This is a genomic window from Vibrio sp. Isolate32 (genome assembly GCF_022397955.1).
Classification (GTDB): Bacteria; Pseudomonadota; Gammaproteobacteria; order Enterobacterales; family Vibrionaceae; genus Vibrio.
In genome coordinates, this window is record NZ_JAKEUQ010000004.1 from 163,494 (window position 1) to 178,209 (window position 14,716).

Consider the following 14,716-nt stretch of genomic DNA (forward strand, 5'->3'; position numbering starts at 1 on the left):
GCGGAGAAGAGCCACAAATGTGCGATGAAAAAAAAGATAAACGTTTGGCTTATGTAAAATGGCCAGATGAGAAGATTACAGTAGAACTAATTTGTCTAGGTAAGAATGGTTGTGGGTTCCATCTAAACAATGAGTTTTTTAGAAAAACTATAGAGTATGACAATCCATTTGGTACAGATATGGCTACTGAAGACTCTCAAGGCAACGAAGTAAGAATGTCCTTGCTTAGCCGAGAAACACCTCGATGGCTAGAGAATGATACGATTAAAGTTGAGCAAGAAGCAGAACATCATTACAAAAAATGACTGCTTCAAAATACTCCATAGTTATACCAATCAAGACTAGTCTTAGTGCTCCTTCTGAATAGTCACCAAATAAGTAGACATATTTAACTTGTGAGTCGTAACTCGGAAAGGGGCACAGGCTTTTCAGAAGAAAAGCCTGTTTCATCACCTGTCAGCAGTCTGTTTTCTCAGACAACCTCAGAGCGTCTTCTAGTTCAACGCCAAGGTATCGAATTGTATTATCTAGCTTCGAATGTCCAAGTAAAATCTGTACGGCCCTGATGTTTTTCGTTCTGGCATATATTAACGTGGCTTTGGTGCGGCGCATGGAATGAGTGCCGTAATAGTCAGCATTCAGTCCCAGTTTTACAGCCCAGTTCCTGATAATTGAACGATAGAATGAGTAGCTGATAGGTTGCCCAAAGCGTCGGCTACTCGGGAATAGAAAGCTGCTTGCCTCTAGGGATGCTGCAAAAATCCATCGGCTAATACTTTGCTGTGTTCTCGGAGTAATCTCATAATGGACATCGGTGCCAGTTTTTTGCTGGATGCACTGAACCCTTTCATAGATAACCCCTTGCGAAGAAACATCGTAAACGTGTAGCTTTAGTAAATCACTCGCTCTTAATTTGCTATCTATAGCTAGGTTCAGTAATGCGAGCTGCATCAGATCATTTTCAATCTCCAGCCTAGTTCTGATCCGCCAGATCTCTTCAAGCTTAAATGGCCTTTTGATGCCACTGCATTTTCCAGAAGATAACTTTCTCATGATGACCTCCTCTCAGTGTTTTGGTCAACATGAAGTTTGGCCGTCAAATTTAGTAGGGTTTAGGAAGCTCTTAAATGTCGGTGGACAGAAACTGAAAGGCTGAACTCTGTGATATCAACTTAATTAATGTAAAGTTTGTGAAATTGTATGCAACTCCCATTGAATTTATTTCCTTGTAATTATGACAGCACGCTGACACAATGTAAGTCTGTTGTCATTTTTGAGGTGTAATTTATGAAGGAATCTATTTATCTAGCTGTATATGACGGTATCTCTGATTGGGAGTACGGGTATGTCTTGGCTCATATCAACTCTCAAGAGTTTCAAGCTTTCCCTGACAGGTTTGTAATAAAGACGGTTGGGCGAAATAAAGAATCGATTAGAACTAAAGGTGGATTAACTGTCGTGCCAGATTTATCTCTCGATAAGCTAAATCCCTCTGATGGTAAAATGCTTATTCTTTGTGGTTCAGATAATGCTGCTTCAGGCGGCATCGATGATTTTGTCGATGCAGCCAAGCGTTTTATCGACAATGGTATTTGTGTTGCAGCTATCTGTGGTGCAACCGCTGCTTTAGCGAGAAAAGGTATATTAGATAATGTTCCGCATACTAGTAATGCAAAAGAATTTCTGGAAATGACAGGATATGCAGGTAGCCAGAACTATATCCAAGAACCCGTTGTATCGACAGACTATTTGATCACCGCAGGGGGTATTGAACCTATTGCTTTTGCGGCAGAGATATTCAGGAAGTTGGAGATCTATTCTGAAACTACGCTAGATTCTTGGTTGAAATTATTCGAACAGCGGGACATAACTGGTTTTTACGAGTTAATGGAGAATTCCTTCAATGAGTGACCCAAGACATGACCTCAGTACTTTAGCCCTAACTGTTTTTTCTTTAAATGGTCAGTTTTTATCAATAGCCGAGAATATTGCTTCTCGGGCAGATCTCACTGCAACTCGCTGGCAAGTGTTGGGGGCTCTTGTTAATGATCCTCTTACACAAGCTGAAGTCGCACGTCAAATGGGGATCACACGTCAAAGCGTTCAGAGAACCAGCAAACAGCTTATCGATGAAGGTATGTTAGAAACATTAGAAAATCCATCTCATCAAAAGGCTATGTTACTTCAGTTAACGCCAAAAGGTCATAATGCTCTGTCAAAAATAAGACCATTTCATAAAGCATATGCAGAGCAACTAATTGATACGGTTGGGGAAGAAAAAGTAGCTGAAATGGTTAAAGCCATAACTGAACTATCAACCGCAATGAAAAGCCTTTAATCTATATGAGTGATACAGAGCGCCAATCATGAGAAAATGTAATCTGATTTCAGTGGCACGATTCACCAACGAATAATCACTCTAACGCGGAATGGGGCATTTTCGAGCTAGAAAATGCCACGGGTAAAAACTCAACCAGTGAAGGTTTTGGACAAAAATGAGTTTCGAAAAACCTTACATTAGCAAGTCATGAATAACTGAAGGTATGGCAAATAGTACAATTGACATGCATGGTACTTTTGAATGAACACTCTAAAGATTATTTGGATATAGGTTACAAGCCATTGCTTCATGATCAGAAAAAACCACCGAGAACTCTCTAACTTCCAGATTTTCAGAAATAACCCCATCTAGCTCATCTAACAACCCCAAATTAGTAGCGAATCGACGGGGGCCAGCTTAAAATTGCCCCGTTGACTTAGCTTGTTAGGTTTACTTATACACAAAAGGAGATACGAAAGTACCTCTTTCGTACTCTTGAATAACAACCTCTGCGCAGAAACCCGATATACCACCCCTTTGAACTAAGATTTTTAGGGCTTCAACAGCTTTTGATGTTTGCCCATTAACTAAGAGGTGACTTGCCGACCAAGAAACTACCCATTCATTGTTATGTTTTAGTAAAGGCACTAATTCGGATAAATCTGAAAGATTACTAATAGCGCATTTCATTGCCTCAAAATGCTCATTATCATGGGCCGATGTGCCATCACCTTTAGCTATTGCTGATTCACAAAATTGTTCAATATGAGACATAGTTTCCTTGTAACCCTAACATTATTAATAACAGGCAGTCTCGTTTTCCTAACTACTCGTTTTTTGCTCAACTTATCATAAGTCACTAAAAAAATTGAAAATACATCAAGATTCATGCTCAATCCTCACATAAAACGCGCCAGCGTGTTATCACTTTTTAACAATGCGTGTTATCCAAGATGTGAAAACCACAAACCTTTAGAGACAACAACCTACAAAACCAACCATCGACAAAGCGAGACCAAACTCTAAATAAAACATGCCACTATCCGTATTCAAACAACATTCAAAATTAATAAACCGTATAGATATACAGAAAAGAAATTAAAGATGGTATATAAATCATCCAGAACTTGATATTAGGTTTTGTAGGGGCAAAGCACACAACTAAAATTTGTAGAGTATTTGGTCTAACAAACTAAGGGGCATTTTCGAGCTAGAAAGTGGCACGGGTAAGAAATCAACCTGAGAAGCTTTTGGACAAAAATGCGTTTCGGCAAATCGAATATTAGCAAATCATGAATAACTATAGGTATGGCAAGCTGAAAAAAAGCCCACTATCAGGAGCGAAGAAAGTGGGCAAAGTATTGGTTTAGGTGCGCACTAAGTGCAGTTACGTTAAAAGTACAGTGAAAATCATCAATTACAAAAAACAGTTTTCCCGAAAAAAGACACCTTTTTGCAACCTTGTTTTTTAATTGAAAATCAATGGCTTAAGGTGGGTTTTCAAGGGTGATTTCACGGTGAAATTGACGATTTCTGTGTCTAAATATTAGTTCGCACTAAGTGACGTTACGTTAAATTAAACATCCAAGTTAGCCACATTTTTTATAGTTAGACTCCAAACATATATTGGATGCTTCTTGTGCTTTACCAACATCAACAGGTGCCATTAACTTTTTCATAAAGTCAAATGCCGACTTTGTATTTTTATATCCATTATATCTAGCAAGATTAAACCACATATACGCTTTTATATTATTTTGGAGTACGCCTTGGCCATTGGCGTACCTAACCCCAAGGTTATATTGAGCGATAGCATGTCCTTGCTCAGCAGCTTTTCGATACCAATACACAGCCTGCTTATCATTTTGGAGTACGCCTTGGCCATTGGCGTACCTTAACCCAAGGTTATATTGAGCAGACGCATACCCCTGCTCAGCAGCTTTTCGATACCAATACACAGCCTGCTTATCATCTTGGAGTACGCCTTCGCCATTGGCGTACATAACCCCAAGGTTATATTGAGCATCCGAATCTCCCTGCTCAGCAGCTTTTCGATACCAATACACAGCCTGCTCATCATCTTGGAGTACGCCTTCGCCATTGGCGTACATAACCCCAAGGTTATATTGAGCGATAGCATGTCCTTGCTCAGCGACTTTTTGATACCAATACACAGCCTGCTTATAATCTTGGAGTACGCCTTTGCCATTGGCGTACATAACCCCAAGGTTATATTGAGCATCCGAATCTCCCTGCTCAGCAGCTTTTCGATACCAATACACAGCCTGCTTATCATCTTGGAGTACGCCTTCGCCATTGGCGTACATAACCCCAAGGTTATATTGAGCGATAGCATGTCCTTGCTCAGCGGCTTTTTGATACCAATGCACCGCTTGTTTATCATCTTGAGGCACGCCTTTCCCTTCACGGTACGTCGCACCAAGATTGTTTTGAGCCATAGCATGTCCTTGCTCAGCAGCTTTTCGATACCAATACACAGCCTGCTTATCATCTTGGAGTACGCCTTCGCCATTGGCGTACATAATCCCAAGGTGATATTGAGCAGACGCATTCCCCTGCTCAGCCAAAGGAATCCACTCATTGTAGGCTGTTTTAAACTCGCCTTGATCGTAAGCATCAAGACCTTTATAAAAGTCTGCCGACTGTGCAAACGATGCAAACAAGAGCAAAGTAAGTGTAAGGATTCTTCTCATAGACAAAACTCTATTTGTAAAATGAAAATAAACAATACCTTTTTAAGCACACCAATTCAAAAATCGGTGTTCATTATTCCTATTATGTTAAACAGGCAAGTTAGCTACCAATAAGACGCCTCAGAGCCCCTCAAACGCTCTTAGCAAAGATTTTGGACACTTTATCAAGGCGATATGCTTCCATAACGCCTTGTAAGTTTATGACGTTTTAAGAGTGGTTTGTAGAGCAAAAGTCATCGAGTTTCTTTGAACTAACAACTGCACTCTAATACCCATTTTTAGTTCTTTATGAGTTTGGGTTTCAGATTAGTTCTATTAGGTCAAAAACTAATCGACTGTGATTGTGGACTTTTTAGCGAAACCAATTTCGGGGCAAAAATGAGTTATTTCACTACTCATTTTTGTCACTACTCATTTTTGTTGTGATCACTACTCATTTTTGCCTTTTTCATTAGTCTCAAAACACAATCTATCAACTGTTATTGTCGACTATTGTTATCGACCGTATTTTCCAACGATGAAGTGCTCAAACTCATCACACATCTGATGGTTTGATCTGTCATTATTCGCCAACTCGTTTGCCCCATCAACGATCGATATCTTCGCATTCAAATCAGCAACAGGTGCACGCTCTCTTGTCGACAGCTGTGTGATTTTTTGCTCTTCAATTGCCCAAGCTTCTTCAGGTGTTAAGTTGCATTCATCAGCAAGGTATTTGGCATTGAAACCTTCTCCAGTCAGACTCTCTATTGTTCCATTGTGATTAACACTATTGCCTTTATGCCAATAGTGCTTAGCCAATAAAGGGCCGATCTCAGGGTTATCTGTTAAGTAACCAAATTTGTCAGTGAAGTAAGCACGCGTTTGATACACCGCCATGTGAGCCAGCAGGTAACCTTGGTATGCGCAAGAGGCTTCGTCTGATAACAGGTGAGGGATCGCCATTAATGGACGTGGGCTGCAGTCCAAACCGAGTATGCTTTTTTCGCTACGACGAGCGAGCTCTGTGATCTTTTCAGGCGTTAGATCTTCATCAGCCATCTCATACAGCGCTCGTTCAAAGTAAGGCACCACAAGAATACTGCGCTCTTGGTAAGCTCTGAATGGCTGTTTGCTATCAATCATCGCTTTAATGAGCTCATCCGGTACCGGCTGACCTTTATCATTGACCGCGTATTGTTTTAGCCAGTCGGCATCATTCAATAGGCTATCGCAGAACATAGATTGAGTTTCCGCGTAAGCCATCGAGGTCGGTGCAAACTCTTGAGAGAAACATGGCGCGTTCATTTTGACGTTGGCAAAGTGTGCCGCGTGTCCGCCCTCATGAAACAGCGTGTTGATTCCATCATAGCCGCTACCTATTTGATCGGGCTTAGCGTTGCTTGTGAAGTTGACTTGAGCTGGCACCCAAGTGTCTTGGTCATAGTACGAAGGAATAGGCCCATGACAAAAACCATTTGGGTATTTGCCCTTGCGATCAAGAAGATCCAACTTCAGTGTGGCTTGAGAGTATTCGATATTTAAGCGACCAAAAGATTCAATCCAGCGTCTCAATGACTTTGAGAAAGGGACGTAAGGGTCGAGGTCATTCATCACATCACCAGCAAAAGAGTAGGTGAAGTTATGGCCTTCGAGGGCGCTTTGACCCTTTTGCACAGCCAAGTTGGTGAGACTCTTTTGGTGACTATCTCGGGTACGCGCCTCAAAGTCGTCCAAAATCGCAAACAGTTGCCCTGTGGTCATCTGCTCAGTTTTTACGACAGAATAATCAAAAAATGTTTTGAACCCCAGAGACTGGGCAAACTTATTACGTTTCTTGATGAGTTCAATAAAGCCGTTCACAAGCAGCCATTGCTCTAGCCCCAATAAAGCTTGGTGTGCTGAACGTCGAACTTGCTCACTACTGTTACTTCTCACAGCTGAACCTAGGACAGGAAGCGAGCCTTCTGTTTCTTTACCTGCTTCATTTACGTAAGTCATCACGTGGTTTTGCTTTTTCTCAAACAGCTCCCCTTCAAACTTGATGAGGTCTGCCTTTAGCGCTTGTGAATACTGCGATTCAATAGCATGCGATTTGAACGTAGCTAACCAACCATTTAGCCCGGTTAAGGTGTTCTCTTTTTCTTGAGGATCTTGAATTTGGTCTACGTTACTGAGTTGGGCTTCGATAGCCTTTATCTGTTCAGCAGAGCTTAGAAACTCGGTCCATTGAGTTTGAGCGAGGGTTGAGCCATCATGATCGTCACTGATGCCCATATAGGTATCCCAAAAGAAGTTTTCTTTTGTTTTGTGAGTCGCAAGATACTTGTGATTTAGTTGGTTGAGATAGTTCGTTGCAGTCATTACAATCCTTGAAAATTAACTATTAATTTCATTAATATAACACACTTATTAAGTGATATTTATGATGTTTGATTGAAGGTTTGCCGATTAGCGTTTGCTCAGTCGAGTCTTACTTTTTAGCTTAAATCATTGTCTTGACAGGTTGCTGGTTGATCGGTTACGTATAATGAATCACACCTGTGGTTTGAATAAGCAACATTAATGAAAAGTCTTTCTGCCCTTGTCGTACTATTAGCCGCCAATATCTTCTCTGCCTCCGTGCAAGCGAGTGAAAGCTGGTGGCTGCGAACCGTGTTTAACACGAGCCACGCTCAGCCTAGTTCCCAACACTATATTAACGACATCGTTTTAATGGATTGTGGCGAAGTCGAAGGCACTCAGCTGTGTAGTGACCTAACGCAGTACTACGATCTTGATGTGTATGTAGAGTTGGACTTAAGAGCATCAAGTGTCGAAGCCGTTCGTTTCACACTGCCATATTCCAAATTAAGTTACACCAAACTTCAAGCATACCTACGCCAAGATGGCTTTGCGCTCAGCTCAATTCATATTGGGGAAGATGAGTTCGATGTTGTGAGCCAACTTGAACTGGCAGAAAGGGAAGGAGTAAGTGCTGACATCGTGGACAAGCAGTTGATCGAGTTTATGAATGGATCGCACGACTCTTCAGAGCAAATAAGCCGATGGAATGTCCCGAATGTTGACTCTCCCTGGACCGTTCTCACGAGTGACGGAGACAATTTGACCGTGGAACTTAATCGCTTTTAATCACTCAAATTTATAGAAAGTGTTATTTTTCATTCGAGTAAACCACCTTTTTCGTAGAACGCCTGAGAGCCAGACAGCAAGCTATTATTGATTTGAGTGTTCGTTTTTCTGTTGTTCTCACAGTTTTAGCAAGCGTTTACCTTTGCCATTTGTTAAACGTTGAGCCGTCGGTAAAACGAGCATAGGATACGCTCAGTATTGATAAAGGAGACAACCCATGGTTGCAAAAGTAACGATAGCGCCACAAGGCCCAGAATTTTCTGAGTTGGTGCAAGGATACTGGCGTACGGCAGAGTGGGGCATGACCCCTCAACAACGTCTAACTTTCCTTAAGCAACACATAGACCTTGGTATCACAACGGTTGATCACGCGGATATCTATGGTAACTACCAATGTGAAAAGCTTTTTGGTGAAGCACTTGCGCTGGAGCCTAGCCTTCGAGACGAGATTCAAATTGTCACCAAGTGTGATATCAACTTGTGTGGTGACCACACTCCTGAGCGTAAGATCAATCACTATGACACTAGCGCACAGCATATCTACCAATCAGTAAATAACTCATTAGAGCGCCTAGGCGTTCACGATATCGATGTATTGCTGATTCACCGTCCTGATGCCTTAATGGATGCAGACGAAGTAGCAGAAGCCTTTGCTGAGCTGCACAAAGTCGGTAAGGTTAAGCACTTTGGTGTATCTAACTTTTCACCACGTCAATTCGAATTATTGCAATCTCGACTAGGCAAACCGTTAGTGACTAACCAAGTTGAAATCAACCCATTGAATTTCGACGTTGTACACGACGGTACTTTGGATCAACTACAGATGAACCGTGTTCGTCCTATGGCATGGTCTTGTTTAGGTGGCGGTAGTATTTTCAGTGGTGACTCTGCACAAGCAATTCGTGTACGTGAAGAACTAGAAGCGATTCGTCAAGAAGTGGGTGCAGACAGTATTGACCAAGTGATCTACGCTTGGGTACGTCGTTTACCATCTAACCCAATTGCTATCATTGGCTCTGGTAAGATTGAACGCGTTAAGACAGCTGTTGATGCACTGAAAATCGAGCTGACTCGCGAACAATGGTATCGCGTGTGGGTGGCTTCTAAAGACCATGGTGTGCCATAGAAAGCAATCCGTAAAGAAGCAAAAGCCAGCTAACAAAGCTGGCTTTTTAGTTTTCGTTCAGCGTGGTTCTTCCAAACTGTGATTAAGGTGGAATAATTTTCAAAAACACTCATAATGCACTCTGTTTTTCACCAGTTGGATATTTCCATTGAGCACTTCAAAATTCTCTTCTATCGCCCTTAAACCTGAGCTTCTGCATACGTTGGATTCTCTTGGTTATACTGAAATGACGCCGATCCAAGCGTTAAGTCTTCCTACTATCCTAAATGGCAAAGACGTTATCGGTCAGGGTAAAACGGGTTCAGGCAAAACAGCTGCTTTTGGTTTAGGCGTGCTGCAAAACCTACGCGTTAAGCGTTTCCGTGTTCAATCTCTAGTGTTGTGTCCGACTCGTGAACTGGCAGACCAAGTAGCAAAAGAGATTCGTACGCTTGCTCGTGGTATTCACAATATTAAAGTGCTGACACTGTGTGGTGGTATGCCAATGGGGCCACAAATTGGCTCACTAGAGCATGGCGCTCACATTTTAGTCGGTACACCAGGTCGTATTCTTGATCACTTAGAGAAAGGCCGCATTGACCTATCTGAGCTGAACACGCTGGTATTAGATGAAGCCGATCGCATGCTAGAGATGGGCTTCCAAGACGCGTTGGATGCAGTTATCGATGCTGCACCAAAAGATCGTCAGACTCTGCTGTTTAGTGCAACCTTCCCTAAACAAATTAAATCAGTTGCTGACCGCATCATGCGTAACCCAGAAATGGTGAAAGTTGAATCGACGCACGATCACTCGAGTATTCAACAGCACTTCTACAAACTTGAAGGTTCTGAGGCTCGTGACGATGCTCTAGAGTTGTTGTTACTTCATCATCAACCAGAATCAGCGGTTGTGTTCTGTAACACGAAGAAAGAAGTACAGAACGTGACTGACGAACTAAGCCACCGTGGCTTTAGCGTTATCGAGCTGCATGGTGATATGGAGCAGCGCGAACGTGATCAAGCTTTGGTTCAGTTCTCAAACAAAACTATCTCGATTCTAGTTGCGACAGACGTTGCGGCTCGTGGCCTAGACGTTGATAACCTAGATGCAGTATTCAACTTCGAGTTATCTCGTGATCCTGAAGTTCACGTACACCGCATTGGTCGTACAGGCCGTGCTGGTAGCAAAGGCATCGCTATTAGTTTCTTTAGCGAAAAAGAAATGTACCGTGTTGCTCAAATTGATGAGTACATGGATATGCCAATCGAGCCATCTGAACTACCAGCGAAGCCAATCGCTAAACCATACTACTCAAACATGGTGACGATCCAAATTGATGGTGGTAAGAAAGCCAAGCTTCGTGCTGGTGATATTCTTGGTGCATTGACAGGTCAAGGTGGTATCGAAGGCAAGTCGGTAGGTAAGATTAATTTATTCGCAATGCGCGCTTACGTAGCAGTAGAACGTTCTGTTGCTAAGAAAGCATTGAATAAGATCGAATCAGGCAAAATGAAGGGCCGTCAATTTCGCGCCCGAATTCTGAAGTAATTCGAGATTCTAGCCCTTTACTGTCACGTAAGCACGGTGCAGTAAAGGGTATTTCACAATGGATTGGTCTATTGCCCCATTCTATCTAACGATTAATCGGCTCTCTATTTATCGGGCCTTATCGAATAAAGGTCGTTCAGATGTTTCCCTTCGTTAAGATACCAAGTCATCGCTTCCTGTCGGTTGCTCGCTATTATTGTCATGGTAGTTACTTCCCCATCGTCAAAATAGCAAAGCTCGTATTCTAACGCGTTGGTATTTTCAGGAATAGCGGCCATAGCTTCCCTCCCAAATACTGATCATTCGATACTTATTTAAATCGTGCAACTATTTCCAGCGTGCATTTCAAATAAGTAAAAAAGCCGAATAACATCACTGCTAAAAATAGGTTTTATTTTAATCATTTGCCGAAATGGCCTATTTGGCAAGGCTAAGTCTCAATTTATCTGAAAGTTTTACGAGAACTTGCTTTTATAGCTAATGTTATAAGATCAAGAGCAAATCTATTTTGTCGTTTGGGTTTACTGATTAGTCATAGGCTGTGAGAGGGTGTAATGAGAAAATGCCGTTGGTTACTTCTATTGGTCTGTTTCCTATTTGTTGGATGTGGGAGTAAATTCGCTTATAACAACATCAGTTGGTTTGCGATGAGTTACATAGAAGACTTTGTTTCTTTATCTAATAGCCAAGAATCCGAGTTAGAGGCTCGTTTAGACTCTCTTCAATTATGGCACAAAGAAACTCAGCTGCCGCTTTATATTGAGCAGTTACAAGTGCTGCAAAGTAAGAGTCGTTCAGAGTTGAACTCCGCTTTTATTGTTGAGCAAAGTGAGCAAATAAAGAATCACATTCGAACCATCGTTAATAAATTCTCTCCTGACATTTACGCATTAAGTATGCAGCTTAACCCTAAGCAGGATAGAGAGTTCTTAACCAACTTTAGAAAAAAGCAGCAAGAGTTTTACGAAGAGAGATTATCTTTGAATGATGATGATTCTAGAGAACGATATCGCGAACGAATAGAAGATCGTTTAGAGCGATGGTTTGGAGCGGTATCAAAAGAACAAAAACAGACTATTGTGACTTGGTCTCAAGAGTGGATAAATACCAATAATAGCTGGCGAGAGTATCAAAATAATACTTATCAAGATCTCACTCTACTGATGGAAAAGAAGAGTGACTTGCACATCTCTCAGCCGATTATTATGAAGTTGCTTTTGAACAATGAGTCTTATTACCCCGACGGTTTGGAATCTCAACTCAACAAGAATATGCAGACATCCGCCAAGTTCTTAGTGGACATCACAGCGGTAAGTAGTGATAAGCAATGGTCTTATTTCATGAATGAATTAGAGAGCCTTGAGTCAACACTGATTACCTTGCAAGAGTAGGGCGTAAGTTAGCCTTTCTAATAAATGAAAATGCCGTTCTAGAAACATACAGCGGCCTTCTACCTAAATTATTTGTTGTGAACGTTATTAACCTCGGTTGCTCACCAGGAGCTTTGGAATAGCGCCTTTGGCTGTCTTCGATATTTTCTGCATCAATCGGAAGCTAGGTTGATGTATACCGTGGTCACTCTGCAGCTCATCAATCATTAATAACCATAGTCTCGCTGTCATCTCTGAATCGGCTAACGCTCTGTGGAAAGTACCATCGTTGTCGATATTCTTGAAACGCACAAGGTCACCTAACTTATGAGTCGGTGCGTCTTGTATAAGGCGACGAGCGATCAGCATTGAGCATGCAAATTTCCCATTGTAATCACGACCAATATTATCTAACTCTGCATCAAGAAAGCGCTTATCAAACGAGGCATTATGAGCAACTAATTGGCTGTCTTGAATGAAGTCTGCAAATTCATCCATCACTTCTCCACAGCTAGCAGCAGTGCTTAACATGCGATTAGTGATTCCGGTATAGCCTTCAATGAACCCGCTCACGCGAAATCCTGGGTTCATCAGTTGTTGAAAGGTGTCGACTACTTCGCCGTTAACGAGTTTCACGGCACCAATTTCTATCGCTCGATCGCCCATATTCGGGGACAAGCCAGTGGTTTCGAAATCGAGAACGATAACGGAGTCTGCGGAGTGTGGAGCCATGGTGTTTCCTAATAACTGTTTATCTGTATCGCTTTATGTAAGCGTTGGTATTGCCTTCGGTGTAGCCAGCTTATTGTGGGTTATCACTGATAGTGAGCTCAGTGTAACCTGTCGAATCGTCATGCTCTCTGCTGAAGGCCAAGGTATCGTAGCGATGAAGAATCAATTCAGCGGTGGTAGCGATGATGGTTCCTTCGAGTAAATGACCACCAATCACATCGCCATTCTCATCAGCTACCGAAATGTGAACGTGTTGGTGGTTGGGCGTTAGTGTTGCCATGACAGACACGATTTCGAACGGCGCTTGAATTAACTTTGTGTGGTTTGCGTTTGCTAAGCGAATATTGAGTTGGGAAACACAGCCCACACAAGATGCAATAGAGCCTGCAGCGACGTTATGTTTAGTCACTAGCTTTTGTAGTTCAAGCTTTAAGTCTTGGCCTCGGGTCAATCGTGTTGCAATTGGGGTAATCATTAGCTTCCCTCTAACTCTCACTGGTGTAAAGAACAAAACGAAGCCTTAGTTGGCTTCGTTTTGATTATAATTTGGCGTTACGCTTTGGCTTGAAATCAGCTCGGTTAATTACTTGCCTTCTTTTGCTTGCTGTTCTCTTTTCTTCTTAGGAACAAAGTTCAGCACCGAAATAGGCACTTCTTTGCGTGGTTCAAAACCTTCAACCACACGGCGTTCAATTAAGTGACCAAGGCGCTTTTCAATAATGCATAGGTTCTTGAAGTTGTCTTTTGATAAGAAAGAGATCGCTTCACCGGTTGCATCAGCGCGGCCAGTACGCCCAATACGGTGAACGTAGTCGTCTGCTGGGAAAGGCATATCGTAGTTAACAACTCGTGGTAGGTTGTCGATATCAATACCACGTGCAGCAACGCCCGTTGCCACTAGGAACTTAAGGTGACCTTTCTTAAAGTCAGCCAAGATCTTTTCACGAATCGCTTGGCTACGTCCACTGTGGAACGCTTCAGCATGAATGCCACGCTTTTCAAGTTGAGATACGAGTTTAGCTGCCCCATGCTTGGTTTCGATGAAGATAAGCGCTTGATCCCAGTTACCTTCAGTAATCATGTGGCTTAGTAGTGCAGACTTACGGTCTTTATCTACCGTTACTAACCATTGCTCAATGTTCGCTTTTGATGCATCTGTTTTGGCAATTGAAATCTCTTCAGCATCACTGATAGCACTCTTCGCTAGTGCACGTACTGGTGTAGAAAGCGTTGCTGAGAACAGCAGGTTTTGTACATCTTGTGGTAAGCGAGCGATGATCTTGTTGATGTCTTCGATGAAGCCCATGTCTAGCATGCGATCTGCTTCATCCAGAACTAACACTTCAACTTCATCAAAGTGAACCGCACGTTGACCATACATGTCGATCAAGCGTCCTGGCGTCGCCACTAAAATATCAACACCTTCAATCAGACGATCTTTTTGATGTTGGTAAGAGACACCACCGTACATTGCTAACGACGTTAGGTTTAAAAACTTCGCGTACTTCTTGATGTTTTGCTCAACCTGAACCGCCAACTCACGCGTTGGTGTAAGGATCACAGCACGGATGCGTTTCTTACGTTGCGTTTCACCTTTACTTAGCATTTCTAAGATAGGGAGAACAAAGCTCGCAGTTTTACCTGTACCTGTTTGTGCTGCCGCAATAAGGTTCTTACCAGAAAGTACAATTGGAATTGCTTTTTCTTGAATAGAGGTTGGCTTTTCGTAGCCTTGTTTTGCAACGGCTTTAACAATAGGTGAGCTTAATCCAAGCTTGGAAAATGGCATAAGTTTCTCGGTATGATTTGGCTAAA

The 14,716-nt window shown here is 42.2% G+C and carries 15 protein-coding genes; 7 read left to right on the forward strand and 8 right to left on the reverse strand.

Annotated features, from left to right (window positions below; translation table 11 throughout):
- Positions 1–17: 17 nt before the first annotated feature.
- Positions 18–305 (forward strand): hypothetical protein, encoded by a 288-nt coding sequence (locus L1D11_RS05070; protein ID WP_239833140.1) that lies wholly within the window; start codon positions 18–20, stop codon positions 303–305.
- Positions 306–456: 151 nt separating this feature from the next.
- Here the strand turns inward: L1D11_RS05070 and L1D11_RS05075 are convergent, their stop codons facing one another.
- A complete protein-coding gene (locus tag L1D11_RS05075; RefSeq protein ID WP_070967984.1) occupies positions 457–1,053 on the reverse strand; it encodes a tyrosine-type recombinase/integrase in 597 nt (198 codons plus the stop codon).
- Between the two features lie 234 nt (positions 1,054–1,287).
- Here L1D11_RS05075 and L1D11_RS05080 point away from each other — a divergent pair, with 234 nt between their 5' ends.
- A complete protein-coding gene (locus L1D11_RS05080; protein ID WP_102478963.1) occupies positions 1,288–1,911 on the forward strand; it encodes a DJ-1/PfpI family protein in 624 nt (207 codons plus the stop codon).
- Complete coding sequence (locus tag L1D11_RS05085) at positions 1,904–2,338, forward strand: MarR family winged helix-turn-helix transcriptional regulator (RefSeq protein WP_102478962.1); 435 nt, start codon at positions 1,904–1,906, stop codon at positions 2,336–2,338. Before L1D11_RS05080 ends, L1D11_RS05085 begins: the two co-directional genes overlap by 8 nt.
- Before the next feature lie 432 nt (positions 2,339–2,770).
- Here the strand turns inward: L1D11_RS05085 and L1D11_RS05090 are convergent, their stop codons facing one another.
- The 3 genes from L1D11_RS05090 to L1D11_RS05105 form a co-directional block, all read right to left on the reverse strand.
- Positions 2,771–3,094 carry a hypothetical protein gene (locus L1D11_RS05090; RefSeq protein ID WP_239834794.1) on the reverse strand — a complete coding sequence of 108 codons (324 nt, stop codon included), beginning with the start codon at positions 3,092–3,094 and terminating at the stop codon, positions 2,771–2,773.
- Positions 3,095–3,909: 815 nt separating this feature from the next.
- Positions 3,910–5,034, reverse strand: coding sequence for an SEL1-like repeat protein (locus tag L1D11_RS22610; RefSeq protein WP_275665950.1), 1,125 nt, complete (start codon positions 5,032–5,034; stop codon positions 3,910–3,912).
- A gap of 495 nt (positions 5,035–5,529) precedes the next feature.
- Positions 5,530–7,377, reverse strand: a complete 1,848-nt coding sequence (locus L1D11_RS05105; protein ID WP_239833449.1) for a M3 family metallopeptidase — start codon at positions 7,375–7,377, stop codon at positions 5,530–5,532.
- Positions 7,378–7,578: 201 nt separating this feature from the next.
- Between L1D11_RS05105 and L1D11_RS05110 the strand changes: the two genes are divergently transcribed.
- From L1D11_RS05110 to dbpA, 3 genes are all read left to right on the forward strand, one after another.
- Positions 7,579–8,145 (forward strand): hypothetical protein, encoded by a 567-nt coding sequence (locus tag L1D11_RS05110; protein WP_239833450.1) that lies wholly within the window; start codon positions 7,579–7,581, stop codon positions 8,143–8,145.
- A 217-nt stretch (positions 8,146–8,362) separates the two neighbouring features.
- On the forward strand, positions 8,363–9,271 hold the full coding sequence (locus tag L1D11_RS05115; RefSeq protein WP_239833451.1) for an aldo/keto reductase family oxidoreductase: 909 nt from the start codon (positions 8,363–8,365) through the stop codon (positions 9,269–9,271).
- Between the two features lie 148 nt (positions 9,272–9,419).
- Positions 9,420–10,799, forward strand: a complete 1,380-nt coding sequence (dbpA, locus tag L1D11_RS05120) for an ATP-dependent RNA helicase DbpA (RefSeq protein ID WP_239833452.1) — start codon at positions 9,420–9,422, stop codon at positions 10,797–10,799.
- A 104-nt stretch (positions 10,800–10,903) separates the two neighbouring features.
- On the opposite strand, the gene L1D11_RS05125 is transcribed toward dbpA, so the two are convergent.
- Positions 10,904–11,077 (reverse strand): RNA helicase, encoded by a 174-nt coding sequence (locus L1D11_RS05125; RefSeq protein ID WP_239833453.1) that lies wholly within the window; start codon positions 11,075–11,077, stop codon positions 10,904–10,906.
- A gap of 276 nt (positions 11,078–11,353) precedes the next feature.
- Between L1D11_RS05125 and L1D11_RS05130 the strand changes: the two genes are divergently transcribed.
- The gene (locus L1D11_RS05130) at positions 11,354–12,190 is read left to right on the forward strand and encodes a DUF6279 family lipoprotein (RefSeq protein WP_239833454.1); all 837 of its coding nucleotides are present in this window, start codon (positions 11,354–11,356) and stop codon (positions 12,188–12,190) included.
- Between the two features lie 87 nt (positions 12,191–12,277).
- Here the strand turns inward: L1D11_RS05130 and L1D11_RS05135 are convergent, their stop codons facing one another.
- From L1D11_RS05135 to L1D11_RS05145, 3 genes are all read right to left on the reverse strand, one after another.
- Entirely contained in the window at positions 12,278–12,901 is a 624-nt protein-coding gene (locus tag L1D11_RS05135; RefSeq protein ID WP_239833455.1) for a 3'-5' exonuclease, read from the reverse strand.
- 70 nt (positions 12,902–12,971) lie between these two features.
- Positions 12,972–13,376, reverse strand: a complete 405-nt coding sequence (locus L1D11_RS05140; protein ID WP_239833456.1) for a PPC domain-containing DNA-binding protein — start codon at positions 13,374–13,376, stop codon at positions 12,972–12,974.
- A 108-nt stretch (positions 13,377–13,484) separates the two neighbouring features.
- Positions 13,485–14,690 (reverse strand): DEAD/DEAH box helicase, encoded by a 1,206-nt coding sequence (locus tag L1D11_RS05145; RefSeq protein WP_128164840.1) that lies wholly within the window; start codon positions 14,688–14,690, stop codon positions 13,485–13,487.
- Between the last annotated feature and the right edge of the window lie 26 nt (positions 14,691–14,716).